The 18,069-nt window shown below is 43.1% G+C and carries 15 protein-coding genes; all 15 read left to right on the top strand.

From position 1 onward, the window contains the following. Window positions 1-74 precede the first annotated feature (74 nt). Entirely contained in the window at window positions 75-740 is a 666-nt protein-coding gene (locus EDC44_RS01230) for a helix-turn-helix transcriptional regulator (RefSeq protein WP_131974570.1), read from the top strand. Further along, window positions 737-1,117, top strand: coding sequence for a sulfurtransferase complex subunit TusD (gene tusD / locus EDC44_RS01225; protein ID WP_131974568.1), 381 nt, complete (start codon window positions 737-739; stop codon window positions 1,115-1,117). The genes EDC44_RS01230 and tusD overlap by 4 nt, the downstream gene beginning before the upstream one ends. Next, the gene (gene tusC / locus EDC44_RS01220) at window positions 1,117-1,476 is read left to right on the top strand and encodes a sulfurtransferase complex subunit TusC (protein WP_207896678.1); all 360 of its coding nucleotides are present in this window, start codon (window positions 1,117-1,119) and stop codon (window positions 1,474-1,476) included. Before tusD ends, tusC begins: the two co-directional genes overlap by 1 nt. 1 nt (window position 1,477) lies before the next feature. Beyond that, a complete protein-coding gene (locus EDC44_RS01215; protein ID WP_131974564.1) occupies window positions 1,478-1,753 on the top strand; it encodes a DsrH/TusB family sulfur relay protein in 276 nt (91 codons plus the stop codon). A gap of 213 nt (window positions 1,754-1,966) precedes the next feature. After that, entirely contained in the window at window positions 1,967-2,341 is a 375-nt protein-coding gene (gene rpsL, locus EDC44_RS01210) for a 30S ribosomal protein S12 (protein WP_013745731.1), read from the top strand. A gap of 141 nt (window positions 2,342-2,482) precedes the next feature. After that, window positions 2,483-2,953: a 30S ribosomal protein S7 gene (rpsG, locus tag EDC44_RS01205; RefSeq protein ID WP_131974562.1), complete on the top strand. Its 471-nt coding sequence runs from the start codon at window positions 2,483-2,485 to the stop codon at window positions 2,951-2,953. A gap of 114 nt (window positions 2,954-3,067) precedes the next feature. Further along, complete coding sequence (gene fusA, locus EDC44_RS01200; RefSeq protein WP_131974560.1) at window positions 3,068-5,170, top strand: elongation factor G; 2,103 nt, start codon at window positions 3,068-3,070, stop codon at window positions 5,168-5,170. 65 nt (window positions 5,171-5,235) lie between these two features. After that, window positions 5,236-6,420 carry an elongation factor Tu gene (gene tuf, locus EDC44_RS01195; protein ID WP_131974558.1) on the top strand — a complete coding sequence of 395 codons (1,185 nt, stop codon included), beginning with the start codon at window positions 5,236-5,238 and terminating at the stop codon, window positions 6,418-6,420. A 177-nt stretch (window positions 6,421-6,597) separates the two neighbouring features. Continuing rightward, window positions 6,598-8,298 carry a proline--tRNA ligase gene (proS, locus tag EDC44_RS01190; RefSeq protein ID WP_131974555.1) on the top strand — a complete coding sequence of 567 codons (1,701 nt, stop codon included), beginning with the start codon at window positions 6,598-6,600 and terminating at the stop codon, window positions 8,296-8,298. Between the two features lie 42 nt (window positions 8,299-8,340). Continuing rightward, complete coding sequence (locus EDC44_RS01185; RefSeq protein WP_131974553.1) at window positions 8,341-8,892, top strand: DUF805 domain-containing protein; 552 nt, start codon at window positions 8,341-8,343, stop codon at window positions 8,890-8,892. A gap of 74 nt (window positions 8,893-8,966) precedes the next feature. Further along, window positions 8,967-10,502, top strand: coding sequence for a threonine ammonia-lyase, biosynthetic (ilvA, locus tag EDC44_RS01180; RefSeq protein WP_131974551.1), 1,536 nt, complete (start codon window positions 8,967-8,969; stop codon window positions 10,500-10,502). Window positions 10,503-11,154: 652 nt separating this feature from the next. Further along, window positions 11,155-13,212, top strand: coding sequence for a type VI secretion system Vgr family protein (locus EDC44_RS01175; RefSeq protein ID WP_131974549.1), 2,058 nt, complete (start codon window positions 11,155-11,157; stop codon window positions 13,210-13,212). 20 nt (window positions 13,213-13,232) lie between these two features. Continuing rightward, window positions 13,233-14,582 carry a DUF4123 domain-containing protein gene (locus tag EDC44_RS01170; RefSeq protein ID WP_131974547.1) on the top strand — a complete coding sequence of 450 codons (1,350 nt, stop codon included), beginning with the start codon at window positions 13,233-13,235 and terminating at the stop codon, window positions 14,580-14,582. Then, a complete protein-coding gene (locus tag EDC44_RS01165) occupies window positions 14,582-17,461 on the top strand; it encodes a toxin VasX (protein ID WP_131974545.1) in 2,880 nt (959 codons plus the stop codon). Before EDC44_RS01170 ends, EDC44_RS01165 begins: the two co-directional genes overlap by 1 nt. 12 nt (window positions 17,462-17,473) lie before the next feature. Next, a partial coding sequence (locus EDC44_RS01160; protein WP_131974543.1) for a hypothetical protein occupies window positions 17,474-18,069 on the top strand: 596 nt, incomplete at its 3' end.

The following is an 18,069-nucleotide window of genomic DNA, read 5'->3' as shown; positions in this document are numbered from 1 at the left end:
TATAATTTGACCGCACTTTGACGATTTTTATGTTAAAGTGCGGTTTATTTTTGAAAGAAAGAGGAGTCCCCGCTATGTTAAATGACCGTCGCCCCTTTACTGACGAAGATCGCACTATTCTCAATTCCTATGTTGCGGTAGTGGACGGCTTGTCGGCATTAATCGGCGAGCATTGCGAAATCGTATTACATTCTTTGGAAGATCTGGAACACTCTGCCATTTGTATTGCCAACGGGCATAATACCAATCGCAAAGTGGGTTCACCGATTACGGATTTAGCGTTGAAATCATTACATAATATGCAAAGTGACAGCGTGTCCAAGCCCTATTTTACCCGAGCGAGAGCAAACGGCCTGATGAAGTCCGTCACTGTTGCAATTCGTAACAAAGATCAACGTATCATCGGTTTGCTGTGCATAAATATCAATCTTGAAGTACCGGTATCTCAATTCTTACAAGCCTTTATGCCGACGGCGGAACAGGCGGATGCCGCAGCGGTGAATTTCGCCAGCTCGGTGGAAGATTTAGTGACACAAACCATTGAACATACTATCGAAGAAGTGACGGCAGACAGATTGGTCGCGAATAATAATAAAAACCGCCAAATCGTCGTCTCTCTGTTTGAAAAAGGGATTTTTGATATTAAAGATGCCATAAATTTAGTGGCGGAACGCTTAAATATTTCCCGTCATACGGTATATTTATATATTCGCCAAATCAAACAGGACGATGCCAAGTGAACTATGTGTTAGCGGTGAAACAGCCGGTCTATGGTTCGCAGGGAGCCTATACCGCCTATCAATTTGCCGTGGCATTATTACGTGCCGGACACCAAATCACGCAAATCTTTTTCTTTCAAGAGGGCGTCAGCAACGGCAATGTCTTGGTTTATCCTGCTAATGACGAAGTGAATTTAGTCAAACTTTGGCAGCGGTTGGCGCAAGAACATCAAGTGCCGCTGCATTTATGCGTGGCGGCTTCACAACGCCGCGGAATTGTGGATAAACTCACCGCACTTTATGCTGATCAAACTAATCTCGCCGAATATTTTACTATTGCCGGGCTTGGCGAATTTACCAAAGCTACCTTGGAAGCCGACAGAGTGATCACATTATGATTAAACTCGCCTTTGTTTTCCGCACCGCTCCCCACGGTACATCAGTCAGCCGCGAAGGGCTCGATGCTTTATTGGCAGCCACCGCATTTTGTGATGAAAACGAAATTGCCGTCCATTTTATGGATGACGGCGTGCTGAATTTACTGAAAAATCAGCAACCGGATCACATTTTGCAAAAAGACTATATTCCGCTGTTCAAATTATTAGATTTATACGACATCGAAAATCGTTACATTTGTGAACAATCTTTGCAACGATTTTCATTGAGCGAGCAGGATTTGGTGCTAAATTTGCAAAAAACAGACCGCACTTTATTGATGCGGCAACTCAATCAGGCAGAAAAAATTCTGGTGTTTTAATATGCTCTATACCTTTTCGCAGGCGGATTACCCGCAACCGGAATTACAACGTATTCTGGAAAATATCACCGCACAAGATGCCGTGCTATTATGGCAAAACGGCGTGTTATTAGCGGTGAAATATCCGGAGTTTTTTGCAGATTGCTATATATTGGAAACCGATGTTTCAGCCCGCAATCTCACCGCACTTTTGCCGGAAGGACACAAAGTGCGGTTGATTTCAATGGAAAATTTAGTGCAACTAACGGAACGGTTTAGTCCGCAATTTGCACTTTAATGGCACCTCACAAAAATCAGTAACCGGAGGAGCATGAAAGTGCGGTAGGTTTTGTAAAAGTTTTTAATTTGCCCGCATAAGGATCTGAAAAGATCCTTGCTTAATCCTTGACACTCGGCATTTAACTCACTAAAATGTGCTGTCTATCTCTCTATGGGATAGATTTCAAAACACATTATTGTTAATAATATCGTTAAAACTGGAGCTTTTTTAATGGCAACTATCAACCAGCTAGTACGCAAACCGCGTGTGAAAAAGGTTGTAAAAAGTAACGTTCCTGCTTTAGAGGCTTGCCCGCAGAAACGTGGCGTGTGTACTCGTGTATACACTACTACACCTAAAAAACCGAATTCAGCATTACGTAAAGTATGCCGTATTCGTTTAACTAACGGTTACGAAGTAACCTCTTATATCGGCGGTGAAGGTCACAACCTTCAAGAGCACAGTGTTGTGCTTATCCGTGGCGGTCGTGTTAAAGATTTACCGGGTGTGCGTTATCACACCGTACGTGGAGCACTTGACTGTGCGGGCGTGAAAGATCGTAAACAAGGTCGTTCTAAATACGGCGTTAAACGCCCTAAAGCTTAATGGTTCTCCGTTAAGTAAGGCCAAACGTCAATTAAATTATTAATTAACCATAAACTCCAGTAAAAATAGACATCGCAAAGTGCGGTGAATTATTTAAGAGTTTTGGATAATCCTGAAGATTAAAATACGGAGAAATTCGCAATGCCACGTCGTCGTAGTGTTGAACAACGCAAGATCCTTCCAGATCCAAAATTCGGATCAGAATTACTTGCTAAATTTATTAACGTTTTAATGGTAGATGGTAAAAAATCTATCGCAGAAAAAATCGTTTATGGTGCGTTAGATGTATTAGCACAACGCACAGGTAAAGAACATTTAGAAGCTTTCGAAGCGGCTTTAGACAATGTACGTCCGACCGTTGAGGTTAAATCTCGTCGTGTTGGTGGGTCTACCTACCAAGTTCCGGTTGAAGTACGTCCGGTTCGTCGTAACGCATTAGGTATGCGTTGGATTGTTGATGCAGCTCGTAAACGCGGTGATAAATCAATGGCGTTACGCTTAGCTAACGAATTATCTGATGCAGCAGAAAACAAAGGTGCAGCAGTTAAGAAACGTGAAGACGTTCATCGTATGGCTGAAGCTAACAAAGCGTTTGCTCATTACCGTTGGTAATTTCGTTAGGCAACGTTTTATAGGCTTTATCTCATTGATGTGTTTTCACAAAAGTGCGGTAAAGCCTTACGCATATTAAATTTTTAAATTAATAATTCCAGCAAGGAAATAATAATGGCTCGTACAACCCCTATTTCACGCTACCGTAACATTGGTATCAGTGCCCACATTGATGCGGGTAAAACGACTACCTCTGAGCGTATCTTATTCTATACCGGCGTAAGTCACAAAATCGGTGAAGTGCACGATGGTGCAGCAACCATGGACTGGATGGAACAAGAGCAAGAGCGTGGTATCACAATTACATCTGCGGCCACCACAGCATTCTGGAGTGGTATGTCGCAACAGTTCGAACAACATCGTATCAACGTTATCGATACTCCGGGGCACGTAGACTTCACAATTGAAGTAGAACGTTCTATGCGTGTTCTTGACGGTGCGGTAATGGTTTACTGTGCGGTTGGCGGTGTTCAACCGCAATCCGAAACTGTATGGCGTCAAGCAAACAAATATAAAGTGCCACGTATTGCATTCGTAAACAAAATGGACCGTACCGGTGCTAACTTCCTGCGTGTTGTTGAACAAATCAAAACACGTTTAGGCGGTAATTCCGTTCCTCTACAACTTCCAATCGGTGCTGAAGACAGCTTTACCGGTGTTGTTGACTTGATCAAAATGAAAGCGATCAACTGGAACGAAGCTGATCAAGGTATGACTTTTACTTATGAAGATGTGCCTGCAAATATGCTGGCTGATTGTGAAGAGTGGAGAAACCACTTGATCGAAGCTGCAGCAGAATCTTCTGAAGAATTAATGGAAAAATATTTGGGCGGTGACGAGTTAACTGAAGAAGAAATCAAAGCGGCATTACGTCAACGCGTACTTGCAAATGAAATCATCTTGGTAACTTGTGGTTCTGCATTCAAAAATAAAGGTGTTCAAGCAATGCTTGACGCAGTAGTTGAATACTTACCTGCACCGACTGATATCGAAGCGATTAAAGGTATCAACCCGGATGAAACTGAAGGTGAACGTCACGCAAGCGATGATGAACCGTTCTCTGCACTTGCATTTAAAATTGCAACTGACCCGTTTGTAGGTAACTTAACCTTCTTCCGTGTGTATTCGGGTGTAATTAATTCCGGTGATACCGTATTAAACTCTGTTAAAGACAAACGTGAACGTTTCGGTCGTATCGTACAGATGCACGCAAATAAACGTGAAGAGATTAAAGAAGTTCGTGCGGGCGATATTGCTGCGGCAATCGGCTTGAAAGATGTTGGTACCGGTGACACGTTATGTGCAATTGATGCCCCAATCATTCTTGAACGTATGGAATTCCCTGAGCCGGTAATTTCTGTTGCGGTAGAACCGAAAACTAAAGCAGACCAAGAAAAAATGGGTCTTGCATTAGGTCGTTTAGCACAAGAAGACCCTTCATTCCGTGTTCATACGGATGAAGAGTCCGGTGAAACCATTATTTCCGGTATGGGTGAGCTGCACTTGGATATTATCGTTGACCGTATGAAACGTGAGTTCAAAGTGGAAGCGAATATCGGTAAACCACAAGTATCTTATCGTGAAACTATCCGCACACGTGTTAATGATGTTGAAGGTAAACACGCGAAACAATCCGGTGGTCGCGGTCAATACGGTCATGTTGTGATTGATATGTATCCGTTGGATCCGGAAGGTCCTGGTTATGAGTTCGTGAACGAAATCAAAGGTGGTGTAATTCCGACTGAATATATCCCTGCGGTTGATAAAGGTATTCAAGAACAGCTTAAATCCGGTCCGTTAGCGGGTTATCCGGTAGTTGACTTGGGTATACGTTTACACTTCGGTTCATATCATGATGTTGACTCATCAGAATTAGCGTTCAAACTTGCTGCATCTATTGCGTTTAAAGCAGCATTTAACAAAGCGAACCCTGTTCTCCTTGAGCCAATCATGAAAGTGGAAGTTGAAACTCCACCGGAATATGTGGGTGATGTAATTGGTGACTTAAGCCGTCGTCGTGCTATCGTAAACGGTCAGGAAAGTAATGAATTTGTAACTATGATCAGTGCGGAAGTACCACTTTCAGAAATGTTTGGTTATGCAACTGACTTACGTTCACAAACTCAAGGTCGTGCATCATATTCAATGGAGCCGTTTAAATACGCGGAAGCTCCTGCTAACGTAGCAGCGGCAGTAATTGAAGCCCGTAAAAAATAATTTTGTTTAATCAAAACCCGTAGCACTTTTTCGGTGCTACGGAACTTCATAAAGGAAATTTAGCAATGTCTAAAGAAAAATTTGAACGTACAAAACCGCACGTTAACGTGGGTACAATCGGTCACGTTGACCACGGTAAAACAACTTTAACCGCAGCAATCACTACAGTGTTATCTAAACACTACGGCGGTGCGGCACGCGCATTCGACCAAATCGATAACGCACCTGAAGAAAAAGCACGCGGTATCACCATCAACACTTCACACGTTGAATATGATACGCCGACTCGTCACTATGCACACGTTGACTGCCCGGGACACGCGGACTATGTTAAAAACATGATCACAGGTGCGGCACAAATGGACGGAGCTATTTTAGTAGTAGCGGCAACAGACGGTCCAATGCCACAAACTCGTGAACACATCCTTTTAGGTCGCCAAGTAGGTGTTCCTTACATCATCGTATTCTTAAACAAATGCGACATGGTAGATGACGAGGAATTATTGGAATTAGTTGAAATGGAAGTACGTGAACTTCTATCTCAATACGATTTCCCTGGTGACGATACACCAATCGTACGCGGTTCAGCATTAAAAGCGTTAGAAGGTGATGCAGCCTGGGAAGAAAAAATCCTTGAATTGGCGGGTCACTTGGATTCTTACATCCCGGAACCTGAACGTGCAATCGACCAACCGTTCTTATTACCAATCGAAGACGTGTTCTCAATCTCCGGTCGCGGTACCGTGGTAACAGGTCGTGTTGAGCGCGGTATCATCCGTACAGGTGATGAAGTTGAAATCGTCGGTATCAAAGATACGGCGAAAACGACTGTAACAGGTGTTGAAATGTTCCGTAAATTGCTTGACGAAGGTCGTGCGGGTGAGAATATCGGTGCATTATTGCGTGGAACCAAACGTGAAGAAATCGAACGTGGTCAAGTATTGGCGAAACCGGGTTCAATCACGCCACACACCGACTTTGAATCAGAAGTTTATGTGTTATCAAAAGAAGAAGGTGGTCGTCATACTCCATTCTTCAAAGGCTACCGTCCACAGTTCTATTTCCGTACAACGGACGTAACCGGTACAATCGAATTACCGGAAGGCGTAGAAATGGTAATGCCGGGGGATAACATCAAAATGACAGTAAGCCTAATCCACCCAATCGCGATGGACCAAGGTTTACGTTTTGCAATCCGTGAAGGCGGTCGTACAGTAGGTGCGGGCGTTGTGGCGAAAATCATTAAATAATAGTTTTTATCAGTTATTGATAAACAAAAAGAGCGGTCAGTTTTGGCCGCTTTTTGTTTTTTCCTTTTCTTTCAAGAAAAATCAGTAAAATCCTCTTATTTATCCTTTGTACTGCCTTCACTCAATGGTAAACTAGCGAGTAATTTTTTATTTTTAAATACAATTGGAAATAATACAATGCGAGCAAGTCAATATCTATTCTCAACCCTAAAAGAAACCCCGAATGATGCCCAAGTGGTCAGTCACCAATTAATGTTACGTGCCGGTATGATCCGAGCATCCGCTTCCGGTTTATATAACTGGCTGCCTACTGGTATCCGCGTCTTGAACAAAGTTGAACAAATTGTTCGTGAAGAAATGAATAAATGTTCGTTGGAAGTAAAAATGCCCGTGGTGCAACCGGCAGAATTATGGCAAGAATCCGGTCGTTGGGATCAGTATGGTCCGGAATTACTGCGTTTCAAAGATCGTGGTGATCGTGATTTTATTCTAGGCCCGACCAATGAAGAAGCCATTACGGATTTAGTACGCCGCGAAGTGACATCTTACAAACAATTGCCGATGAATTTTTATCATATTCAAACCAAATTTCGCGACGAAGTACGTCCGCGTTTCGGGGTGATGCGTTCCCGTGAATTTGTGATGAAAGATGCCTATTCTTTCCATGCTGACCGCGACAGTTTACAAGAAACCTACGATATTATGTATCAAACCTATTCCAATATTTTCAATCGCTTAGGTTTGGATTTCCGTGCGGTGCAGGCGGATACCGGCGCTATCGGCGGTTCGGCTTCTCACGAATTCCAAGTGTTGGCACAAAGTGGTGAAGACGATATCGTATTTTCCACAGAATCCGATTTTGCCGCCAATATTGAATTGGCAGAAGCGGTGGCATTAGGTGAAAAATCTGTGCCGACAAAAGAATTAAAATTAGTGGATACGCCGAATGCGAAAACTATCAATGAGTTAGTAGAGCAGTATGGTTTACCGATTGAGAAAACCGTAAAAACCTTGATTGTGAAAGGGGCGACAGAAGAGCATCCATTAGTAGCACTTGTGCTGCGCGGCGATCACGAACTAAACGAAATCAAAGCGGAAAAAGTCGCATTAGTGGCTAAACCTTTTGAGTTTGCCGATGAAGCGGATATTAAAGCAGCGATTGGGGCGACTATAGGTTCATTAGGCGTAGTGAATCTGCCGATTCCAATGGTGATTGACCGCACGGTGGCGAATATGTCGGATTTCTCTTGTGGTGCGAATATTGACGATAAACATTATTTCGGTGTGAACTGGGAGCGCGATGCGGCGATCCCGGAAATTGCCGATTTACGTAACGTAGTGGAAGGCGATCCGAGCCCAGACGGCAAAGGCACATTATTGATTAAACGCGGTATTGAAGTAGGTCATATTTTCCAATTGGGCACAAAATATTCCGAAGCGATGAATGCGACTGTGCAAGGCGAAGACGGTCGTCCGTTGACGATGCTGATGGGTTGCTACGGTATCGGCGTAACTCGCGTGGTTGCGGCTGCGATTGAGCAAAATCACGATGAGCGCGGCATCATTTGGCCGGATAATATCGCACCGTTTAAAGTGGCGATTGTGCCGATGAATATGCACAAATCTAAAGCAGTGCAGGAATTTTCCGAAAATTTATACCGCACTTTAACCGCTCAGGGCGTAGAAGTGATTTTCGATGATCGTAAGGAACGTCCGGGCGTAATGTTTGCGGATATGGAATTAATCGGTATTCCGCATATGATCGTAATCGGCGAGAAAAATCTGGCTAACGCTGAAATTGAATACAAACACCGTCGTAGCGGTGAAAAACGTATGATTGCGAAAGATGAGCTAATTACGTTTTTAAGCCGCCTGTAAGCCTAAGTGCGGTGGATTTTACGGAAATTTTAGGAAATCAGAATGAATGGCTTTATTTTCGCTTGGCAGAACGCGTTTAATTATAAGGGGCGGGCGACAAGAGAGGAATTTGGCGGATTCGTTCTGATTTCTTTATTTATTTTATTGTTTATCGGCTGGCTTGAGTGGGTGATTTTTGATTTGCCTTTTGGTGAAGGTTATTTCAATATTTTCTTTAATGTGATTAGCTTATGCCCGTTGGCGACACTGATTATCCGCCGTTTGCACGATTTGAATAAATCTGCTTGGTGGCAGATGTTATTATGGGGCCCGCTACTGTTTTTAACCGTACTTTTGTCAGATGTGGATTTTAGCAAAGGTATTTTGTCTGCCAGTCTCGGTCTTTTCTGGTTTCCGTTGGCAATTTACTGTATCGTATTGATTTATTGCGGTATCGGTATATTATTAAAACTCGGTGATGAAGCGGCAAATAAATATGGTGAACGCCCCGAAATCCCGAATATTAATAAAGCACAATTTGCGTTGTCTTTATACCAACAACTAAAAAACGAAACCAACGCATTATGGCTCAAAGCCAAACAAAAGTTTGAATAACTCAAAGTGCGGTGTGATTTTTAAAATTTTTGAAATTTTTACCGCACTTTCATTAAAAGAAGTAAGGTTCAACAATGGTATATGATCTAAACCAACATCCAACCGGTTCGGAATATCTTCGTGCCGTATTAAGTTCGAAAGTGTATGACGTGGCACAAGTCACGCCATTACAAGTAATGCCTAAACTTTCCGCTCGCAAACATAACCAAATTTTGATTAAACGCGAAGACCGCCAGCCGGTGCACAGCTTTAAACTGCGCGGTGCTTATGCCATGATCGCAGGGCTTAGCGTAGCACAAAAAACAAACGGTGTGATTGCCGCATCTGCGGGTAATCACGCTCAGGGCGTGGCACTTTCGGCTAAACATCTTGGCTTAAAAGCCTTAATCGTGATGCCGCAAAGCACGCCGAGTATTAAAGTAGATGCCGTGCGTGGTTTTGGCAGTGAAGTGTTATTACACGGCACAAACTTTGACGAAGCCAAAGCGAAAGCCATTGAGTTGGCCGAAAGCAAAAATATGACCTTTATTCCGCCGTTTGATCATCCGGCGGTAATTGCCGGACAAGGTTCATTGGCAATGGAATTGTTGCAGCAAAACACTAATATCGACCGTATTTTCGTACCTGCGGGCGGCGGCGGTTTATTGGCAGGCATTGCCGTGTTGATCAAACAATTATTGCCGGATATCAAAGTAATCGGTGTGGAATCAAAAGATTCGGCTTGTTTATACGCCGCATTAAAAGCCGGTCATCCGGTGGATTTAGAGCGTGTGGGCTTATTTGCCGACGGTGTAGCGGTAAAGCGTATAGGCGATGAAACTTTCCGTGTATGTCAGCAATATGTGGATGACATGGTGTTAGTGGACAGTGACGAAATCTGTGCTGCAATGAAAGATATTTTTGAAGATGTGAGGGCGGTGGCAGAGCCTTCCGGTGCGTTATCCTTGGCAGGTCTGAAAAAATATGTGGAAGAACACAATATTCAAGGTGAAACTCTGGTGAATATCTTATCCGGTGCCAATGTGAATTTCCACACCTTGCGTTATGTGTCCGAACGTTGCGAATTGGGTGAAAAACACGAGGCTTTGTTTGCGGTGACTATTCCGGAACAAAAAGGCAGCTTCTTGAAATTCTGTAATATTTTGGGTAATCGTGCGGTGACGGAATTTAATTACCGCTATTCTGATGATGTGACGGCTCGCGTGTTTGTCGGCGTGCGTATCAGTGGTGAAGCGGAAAAACAGGAAATTATCGCTCAGCTTCAACAAGGCGGTTATGATGTGATGGATATGTCGGACGATGATATGGCAAAAACGCATATTCGTTATATGATCGGCGGGCGTTCATCCAGTGAATTAAAAGAGCGGTTGTATTCTTTCGAGTTTCCGGAGCAAAAAGGTGCGTTGGTGAAATTCTTAGAAACTCTTGGCACACAAGCTAATATATCGTTGTTCCATTATCGTGCTCATGGTGTGGACTATGGTGATATTTTAGCCGGTTTCCAACTTGATGATACGCAGTTAGAAAATTTCCATCGTCATTTGGAAGTATTGGGATATGTGTATCAAGATGTGACCGATAGCCCCGCATATCGTTATTTTTTAGGTTAATTTAAGGAACTTATATGAAAACCAAGGCAATTGTAATTGGCTGCTTGGCGATGAGTGCCTGTACTTTATTGCAAAACACATCCGAACCGAGTGAAATTAAAAAAAGGCGACGGCGTGATTTATGAATGTAACGGCGAAAGCAGCTGTTATCAGGTGAAATAATAAAAACACAGGGCTATCGTCCTGTTTTTATTTTGCTTAATCCAAGCGGAGAGTTCTTCGAACAACTGTGCGAAACCTTCCACTGCGAAGGCGGTGACGAAGTGATATTGGAAAGCGCAGGCGGACGGGTGATATTTAATGCCGAGGGTGTAACTTCGATGGTGCGCTTATTCCACATATATGGCTATATTTAGACGTATGGGGTTTGCCTTATGAACCTTTGTATCGTTATGAATGTGACGAACTGAGATTCCTTATTTAATTGAGTTAAATTCGGATATTAATGCCTCTATAGTAAAAGAGTTATTTACTGATATACGTTATGGTTCGGGATTGTTTACTGAAACAGGTACACAGTATAATACTTGGAGCCTGCGCGGTACTCTAATCAAGCTTTCTATGCAGGCATAATTTATAATTGTAAAATGTAGTATTTTTATACTACACTTAATTAATACAACACATTTAACAAACAAAGAAGGATATTAATATGACCCAACAATCCGACTACCGCTATAGTTTAAACGTGAACGGCGCTACCGAATTCGATGTCGTCAGTTTTGTATTAAAAGAAGGACTTTCTCAACTTTTTCGTCTGGAATTGGAGTTAGCCAGTTTTGATTCGTCACCGTCGTTCTCTGAGATTCTGGACAACAGTGCCACACTCACTTTCTGGCAAGGCTCTGAGCCGGTGCGTTATGTTAACGGGGTTGTGACGCAGTTGGTGCAGGGCGAAAGCGGCTTCTCCCGCACCCGCTATAACATGGTCATCGAGCCGGATTTGGTGCGGGCCTCCTATCAATCGGATAATAAAATCTTCCAACAACAAGACAGCGAAAAAATCCTGCGTCAGCTCCTTTCAAAGAATCATATCAATCAAGTCGAATTTCATTTAAGTGACAGTTATTGGCAACGGGAATACTGCGTACAATACCGGGAAACGGACTTAGCCTTTATCGAACGGCTGGCGGCGGAAGAAGGAACCTACTACTATTTTTCACATACCGAAGACAGCCATACCCTGCATTTCAGCAACCACAGTGCACTGGCAGCGGAAAAAGGCACATTGTTGTATAACCCCACCCCTGCCGGTGAATGCCCCGAAGCCGCTTTATGGCACTGGGCATATCAGGCCCGACTCGGCACCAACCGCCAAACCCTACGCGATTACACCTTCACCCACCCGACTTACCCTCAAGAACACCAACATGCTAATCAGCAAAGTCACATCTTCGGCGAAAGTGCGGTCAATATTTACGAAAAATACGATTACCCGGGGCGTTACAAACGCGATGCACAGGGCGAACCGTTCAGCCGCTACCGATTGGAATACGAACGGCGCGAAGCGGAAGTGGCACTTGCCACCGGGGATGATTTACGCCTGATTCCCGGTTATCGCTTTACCCTCTCAGGGCATCCGCGGGAAAGTTTCAACCAAAGCTGGTTAGCGGTGGAAGTAGAACATCGCGGCTGGCAGCCCGGCATTCTGGAAGAAGAAGCGGGAGAACAGGGCAACCGCTATGAAAACCATATCAAGTTTATCCCAAGCAGCACGCAATGGCGCCCGACCCCGAATCCGAAACCGCGAGTAGACGGCCCGCAAATCGCCCATGTCGTCGGCCCGGCGGGCGAAGAGATTTACTGCGACGACTGGGGACGGGTGAAAATACAATTCCCTTGGGACAGGGAGGGCGAAAACAACGAAAACAGCTCCTGCTGGGTACGGGTCAGCCAGGCATGGGCGGGCGCCCAGTTCGGCAATATCGCCATCCCCAGAATCGGACATGAAGTCATCGTGGACTTCTTGGAAGGCGACCCGGACCAACCGATTATCACCGGCCGCACCTATCACAGCACCACCGAACCGCCGTATAACCTGCCGGAACACAAAACCCGCATGTCGATAAAATCCAAAACGCACAAGGGCAACGGCTTTAACGAACTGCGCTTTGAAGATGAAAAGGACCAGGAAGAAATCTTTATTCACGCCGAAAAAGACCAAAACAACGTGGTCAATCACGACGAAACCACCCAAATCGGCAATGATAGAACCGAACAAGTGGGGCATGATGAAACGATTAATATCGGCAATAACCGCACCGAAACGGTGGGCGTGGATGAGTCAATCACAATCGGACAGGATCAAAGCCTATTGGTACACCGCAATCGCCGAACGAAAATAGAGAAAGATGATATTTTAAATATCGGTAATCATTTAAGTTTAGATGTGTATGCTGACAAAAAAGAGAAACAAGGCAGAGACCGTAATGTGCAGGTTGCGAGAAATACTATAGTAAAAGTTGGCCAACAAATTAAGCTACATAGCAAAAACATTAAGATGACAGGCTATGACAATATGAAAATGCTTGGTAAAGCAGGAACTATGGTAATTGATGGCAGTGGTATTATCTTAAAAGGGAGAGTAACAATTAAAGGTAATTTGGCGATTATTGGTGGTTCACCGGATTCTCCTGAGGTGATTAGTTTAACCGCCAATAGCGCACAACCGATTTGCGAGGTGTGCGAAGCAATGAAAAATAAAGAATAATAAAAAACAGGAAATAACTTATGTCAGAAAAAATACTCTGGGCCGGTTATTACCGGCGATTCTATCAAACCGACCCGAACACCCATCATTTTGGCTATTGCCTGGCTTTTGCGCAAGGTCGGGATGATTTTCAGCAGAAAATAGAAACTTATTGTCAACGCCACCAATGCCGCTTAGTGAGCCAACTTGCACCGTTACCGGCAACCCGTTGGTTTGAACGACACGGTTTTAACGGGCAAATATTGCAGCAAGCCCGAGCGATAAAAGACGATAGCCTGCATTTTCTTTTGCAGGAAGAGAAGCAATCAACGGTTTCACAGGGAACCTATCTTCGGCAGCAAACCGTCGGCATAGCGCCGCTACCCGATGTTTTTCATCAACCGGAGCCAATATTAAATACCCCGTATTTACCGCCGGAATTGCGGGAACGCGGTTTCTTCGCCCATTTAAACGCGGCAGAAAACCCGAAGGAAGGGTTAATGTATGCCAATAGCGGGTTTGTTTATTTGCCTGATACGCCGCGTTATTACGCCATTGTGGATGGTGTCAAATCAATTGCCCTGCCTCAACTGTGTGAACGTGAAGGACGCACGGAATCCTTATATAAAGGTGAATTAAAACAACGAATGGACGACAATGCGCCGTTTCTCACCCAACTGACAGTCAACGACAGAAACAGCAGCGAATTTGTCCATTTATTGTTTGCCCAATCGGAAAAAGACTGGTTTGGGTTATGGGATTTAAACCCGGCAATATTTATCCGTAGTTATCACGATTTTGAGGCTATTCATTACCATTTTCGTAAGTTTACTCATTTATATAACGAACAAACGAAGAAATGGTATTTTTTCCGATTTTATGACCCGGTCGTGTTAGTGGCGTATTTACAATATATCGCCAAGGAGCCGGAACGATTAGCTTCTTTTTTCGGCTATCGGGAGGGAGAGCTGTTAATTGAGAGTGTTGCCGCCAGAGTCGGAAATGAATTTCATATTTTTAGCCTGACGGATTTACCGGCGGATACCCAACCAAGTGCGGTGGCATATGATGAATTTTTGCAGGGATTTTTTATTCATAATAATAATTCCGTATTTGCAAAAGAATTGCTGACAAACATTTTACCGACAGAATTTGCTAACTTGAATATTACACATTCGGTTGTTGCTGGTTGGCTTGGTATCGGTCAGAAAATGGGATTTGAAAATAAAGGAGCATTGGAATTGTTTGTGAAAACGCAAATTTATTTACAACAAACCGATATAACGATTGAACAATTAATTGATGAAATTTCAGCAGAATACGGTAGCATCACTGATGTTGAATTATCAAAATTATGTTATTTAAAAGCAAAAATGGTAGGAAATAAATAATGGCGAAAGGACGCAATACAATGCCTGAAGGACAGCGTTTTGAGCAACACTGTATTTCAGGGATGCCTTGTCAAATCGAAGTAACACCGATTATTCCGGTTCGTTTTAGTTTAACCAAACAGGCGATTGAAAATACTGCAGAGAGTATCATCCCCGAGTTACCGAAAGCACTGGATGATAAAAATTACCAACTACGCCGTTTACGACAAGGGTATTTTTATCTTTTTACCGAACTGGGAATGACGACCCATTCCAGTGACGGAAAGCAAAACCAAGGCGGAAAGTGGCTGGTTTTTGAGTATGTTATGAACAGTACCGGGGATAGTAACGGTAATTTATTGTCTAATATAGGCAACAATGGCGGTACGGTTTCCGGTGTTATGAATGCTGCTTTAACTTATTTCAATAATAAGAAAAATGCATTATTGAACAAACCTTATCAATTCAGGAAATATACTTGGAAAGACGGTTCCGCCCGTAATGAATGGGTGGCGGATACAATGAGTTATCCTTATGCGTTTGTCAATAAAAGCGTGTCATTGATTCAGTATGCCTATAGTGAAGTACGCTGGCCGGCAGAACTGTTTGAATTATTAGAAAACGATGCCGCATTGCGTAAAACATTGATGCAGTCTGCTTCTCTGAAGCCGGAAAACAGCCCCAACAGTTTTCCGTTTTCTCAGTTGGGTGAAAAAGTTGTGGATTTTAACCCGCATTCCGATGCCTTGCAAGAACTTGCCGACAGTTATACCCGACGTACGGCACTGGGTTATTTTTCTCAACACACCATAACGATTAACGATAAAGGCGCACGAGAACGTGCGAGAGTTGTTGTCGTTCACGACCATATCGGCAATATCGCCGATATTTCTTGTTATCACGAATACATGTGGGCAAATTTAATTCAAGCTCAAAAGCAATATGATTATGCCACGACAACGGCGAAAGCTGTGACCTATCTCGAGCCTCATTTACGGAAAAAACGCTTATTCGATGGACTGTTCGGTGAACAGTATCCAATAGATGCAAGCAATCGGGCAGAACTGGAAAAATATGCGGATCCTTATTTTTTCACTAAGAAATTTGAATCGGAAATTAAGCAACTCACCAATATTGCCAAAGTTCATTCGGCATTAATAAAGCAGGACGGTCATTATTCGGTCAACAGCCAACTACAAGCCGTGTTGCAATTACTGAATACTCCCCATCAACCTGAACGATTGGCATTAACCAATGCTTATGCCGCCTATTTGTTGATTGCGTGTATACAACTACTGTCGGTTTCCACGCAAGGAATGCAAGCCTTGGCAAAACAACTTACAACGGATGAGTTAATCGGCACTTATCTTCAAACCGTGCTGACCACGTCTGCCAAAGTGATTTCTGCCTACGGACAATTAACGGAAAAACGGGCTTTGAAATTATTGGAAATCGAAACCTTGGTTGAAACCGTGAGTGCGGCTCAGCTGTACCGCTGGTCGCACAGTCATTTATTTTCAAATAGTATCACACAAGAAACATTCTTATCCGCTTTCGGCATGACACGGCAATATATCAAAATGAACGGCAATGCCGATATTTATTCACAACATCTGGAACGTCAGGTTAGGTTGTTTACTCAGAATCGAATCAGTATATCCAAGATGTCGACATTTAGCCCTAATTTGCAGCAAACAACCTTGAGCGGAACCGCATTTCGGCAGCAGGCGCAAGCGGTGATTATTGTACCTGACGGGCAAAGCGGCATCCAAAATCTGCAAGAGCAGGTGAATTTTACGAACAAAGTCGGTGTGTTTTTTGCTTTTGTTGCTTTGTTCGACACGTTGGAAAGTTTTAAAGCGGAGCCGGATAACCCGTTGTTAGACCCATTGTTACTCACTGCCACCAATTTAACCGGCTTTATTGCTTCGTTGGAATACGATGCCGACGGCATAGTGAAGCAAGGTGTAGAGAATGTGAAAAAAGCCGTGGGCAGCAGCTTATCGAGAACATTCGGTTCAAATAATCTGCTGGTGCAGGCGTTTAATCAAACCACGGATTTAGGTCGGGGAAAAATAAACCGAGCATTACAGATTATCGGGCATTGTGCCAATGTGCTGACAATTTTGGTGGCGATTGGCGAAGGGATTAAAGCCAATAAAACGGGTGATAAAACGGCATTATTATCGGCAAGTGAGGCAGGTTTTGCGGAAGTGGCGTTTATAATCGCCAAATACGGTTGGTTGGGCAGTGCAGCGCGTACACCGCTGATTATTTTGGGCGTGGTATTGGTGTTGGCTTCCGTAATTACTTTCTTTTTAACTGATAATGTCTATGAAAGTTGGGTGAGAAAAGGATTCTGGGGGAATTCTAGGGAGTATTGGAATGGACATAGAATAAAACAATATCCTTATTTAAAACGTTTAAATTTGACATATATCCTAGCTGACCCTAATAATCCTAATTATGCCGATGTTCAGAAGAAGTTAAATGATGAAATGAATGATTTTTATAACTTAATTTGGAATATCACCATAAAAAATGATGTTAAAGGAGATAATAAGTTATGTGTATATTGTCCGGCATTTGATGGGGAAGCAGCGGTACAGAAATTAACCGTACAATGGGAACAAATTACGACGATTCTGCTTCCTGGTGAAAGACAACAGCAATATAACGCTCTAAATGCTGCGGCGATTAAAAAGCAATGGTTGGGAAATTGTATCGAATTGGATTTTTCTGCGGCAACAAAGCTAGATAAGGATATCAAATTGAATTTTTTCAAGGAAGGTACACCAACTTGGGTGCAAGGCAAATTAACCGTAACTTATCCGCATTTAGGCGATAACGCAGAGAATTATTTTAAAGCAATTGCTATTTTTGCAGTTAATGAAGTTTAGTTGAGGGAACTAATGAACAAAATTATTGATTACACGCCGGATATAATTTCCCGTAATATCAAAAAAGTACGCAATGGATTGATTGAAATCAAACGTTATAGCGATTCGGGTATTCGATATTTAGTTTGGTCTTGGTTTTATATTGTATTGTTTTATTGGGGCTGGAATATTTTTGATTCTACACAGGGGTTGCACTACATTTTAAAATGGTCTTGGAATTCAGTGGAATTAGAACAAAAGTGGATAAATGAGTTTACTGATTACAAAAATCCATCATTAACAATAATGGGAGAACCAATACAACAATATAAAGAGCAGATATCAATATATGTAAAAGAAAATATTCGGGATGCTTGGTTATTATTAAGTGTTCCACTATGGTTATTTTTACTAGCCGGCTTTCCTAAATGGCGTCCGCTCCGTATTGATACGGAGCGACGTTTGGTTTATTTTTGGTTATGGGGGCAGTTTTATATTACCCGTTATCCGAAAAACGGCTGTCCGTTAAATGTATTGCACCCGAGAATGCACCGCCCATCGTTACGGTGGGAAACTCACGGGGCGTTGGTATTGCGTATTCCCCACGAAAGCAAAGCGGGCAAATGGAC

It is taken from the genome of Cricetibacter osteomyelitidis, assembly GCF_004340985.1.
GTDB classification, from domain to species: domain Bacteria; phylum Pseudomonadota; class Gammaproteobacteria; order Enterobacterales; family Pasteurellaceae; genus Cricetibacter; species Cricetibacter osteomyelitidis.
This window is presented reverse-complemented; position numbering and strand designations above follow the sequence as displayed.

Excerpts from the sequence above, each read along its gene's own strand:
- EDC44_RS01185 (WP_131974553.1), top strand. The coding sequence starts at position 8,341 with ATGAATGGCTTTATTTTCGCTTGGCAGAACGCGTTTAATTATAAGGGG.
- ilvA (WP_131974551.1), top strand. The coding sequence starts at position 8,967 with ATGGTATATGATCTAAACCAACATCCAACCGGTTCGGAATATCTTCGT.
- EDC44_RS01170 (WP_131974547.1), top strand. The coding sequence starts at position 13,233 with ATGTCAGAAAAAATACTCTGGGCCGGTTATTACCGGCGATTCTATCAA.
- fusA (WP_131974560.1), top strand. The coding sequence starts at position 3,068 with ATGGCTCGTACAACCCCTATTTCACGCTACCGTAACATTGGTATCAGT.
- EDC44_RS01215 (WP_131974564.1), top strand. The coding sequence starts at position 1,478 with ATGCTCTATACCTTTTCGCAGGCGGATTACCCGCAACCGGAATTACAA.
- EDC44_RS01165 (WP_131974545.1), top strand. The coding sequence starts at position 14,582 with ATGGCGAAAGGACGCAATACAATGCCTGAAGGACAGCGTTTTGAGCAA.
- proS (WP_131974555.1), top strand. The coding sequence starts at position 6,598 with ATGCGAGCAAGTCAATATCTATTCTCAACCCTAAAAGAAACCCCGAAT.
- rpsL (WP_013745731.1), top strand. The coding sequence starts at position 1,967 with ATGGCAACTATCAACCAGCTAGTACGCAAACCGCGTGTGAAAAAGGTT.
- EDC44_RS01230 (WP_131974570.1), top strand. The coding sequence starts at position 75 with ATGTTAAATGACCGTCGCCCCTTTACTGACGAAGATCGCACTATTCTC.
- rpsG (WP_131974562.1), top strand. The coding sequence starts at position 2,483 with ATGCCACGTCGTCGTAGTGTTGAACAACGCAAGATCCTTCCAGATCCA.
- tuf (WP_131974558.1), top strand. The coding sequence starts at position 5,236 with ATGTCTAAAGAAAAATTTGAACGTACAAAACCGCACGTTAACGTGGGT.
- EDC44_RS01175 (WP_131974549.1), top strand. The coding sequence starts at position 11,155 with ATGACCCAACAATCCGACTACCGCTATAGTTTAAACGTGAACGGCGCT.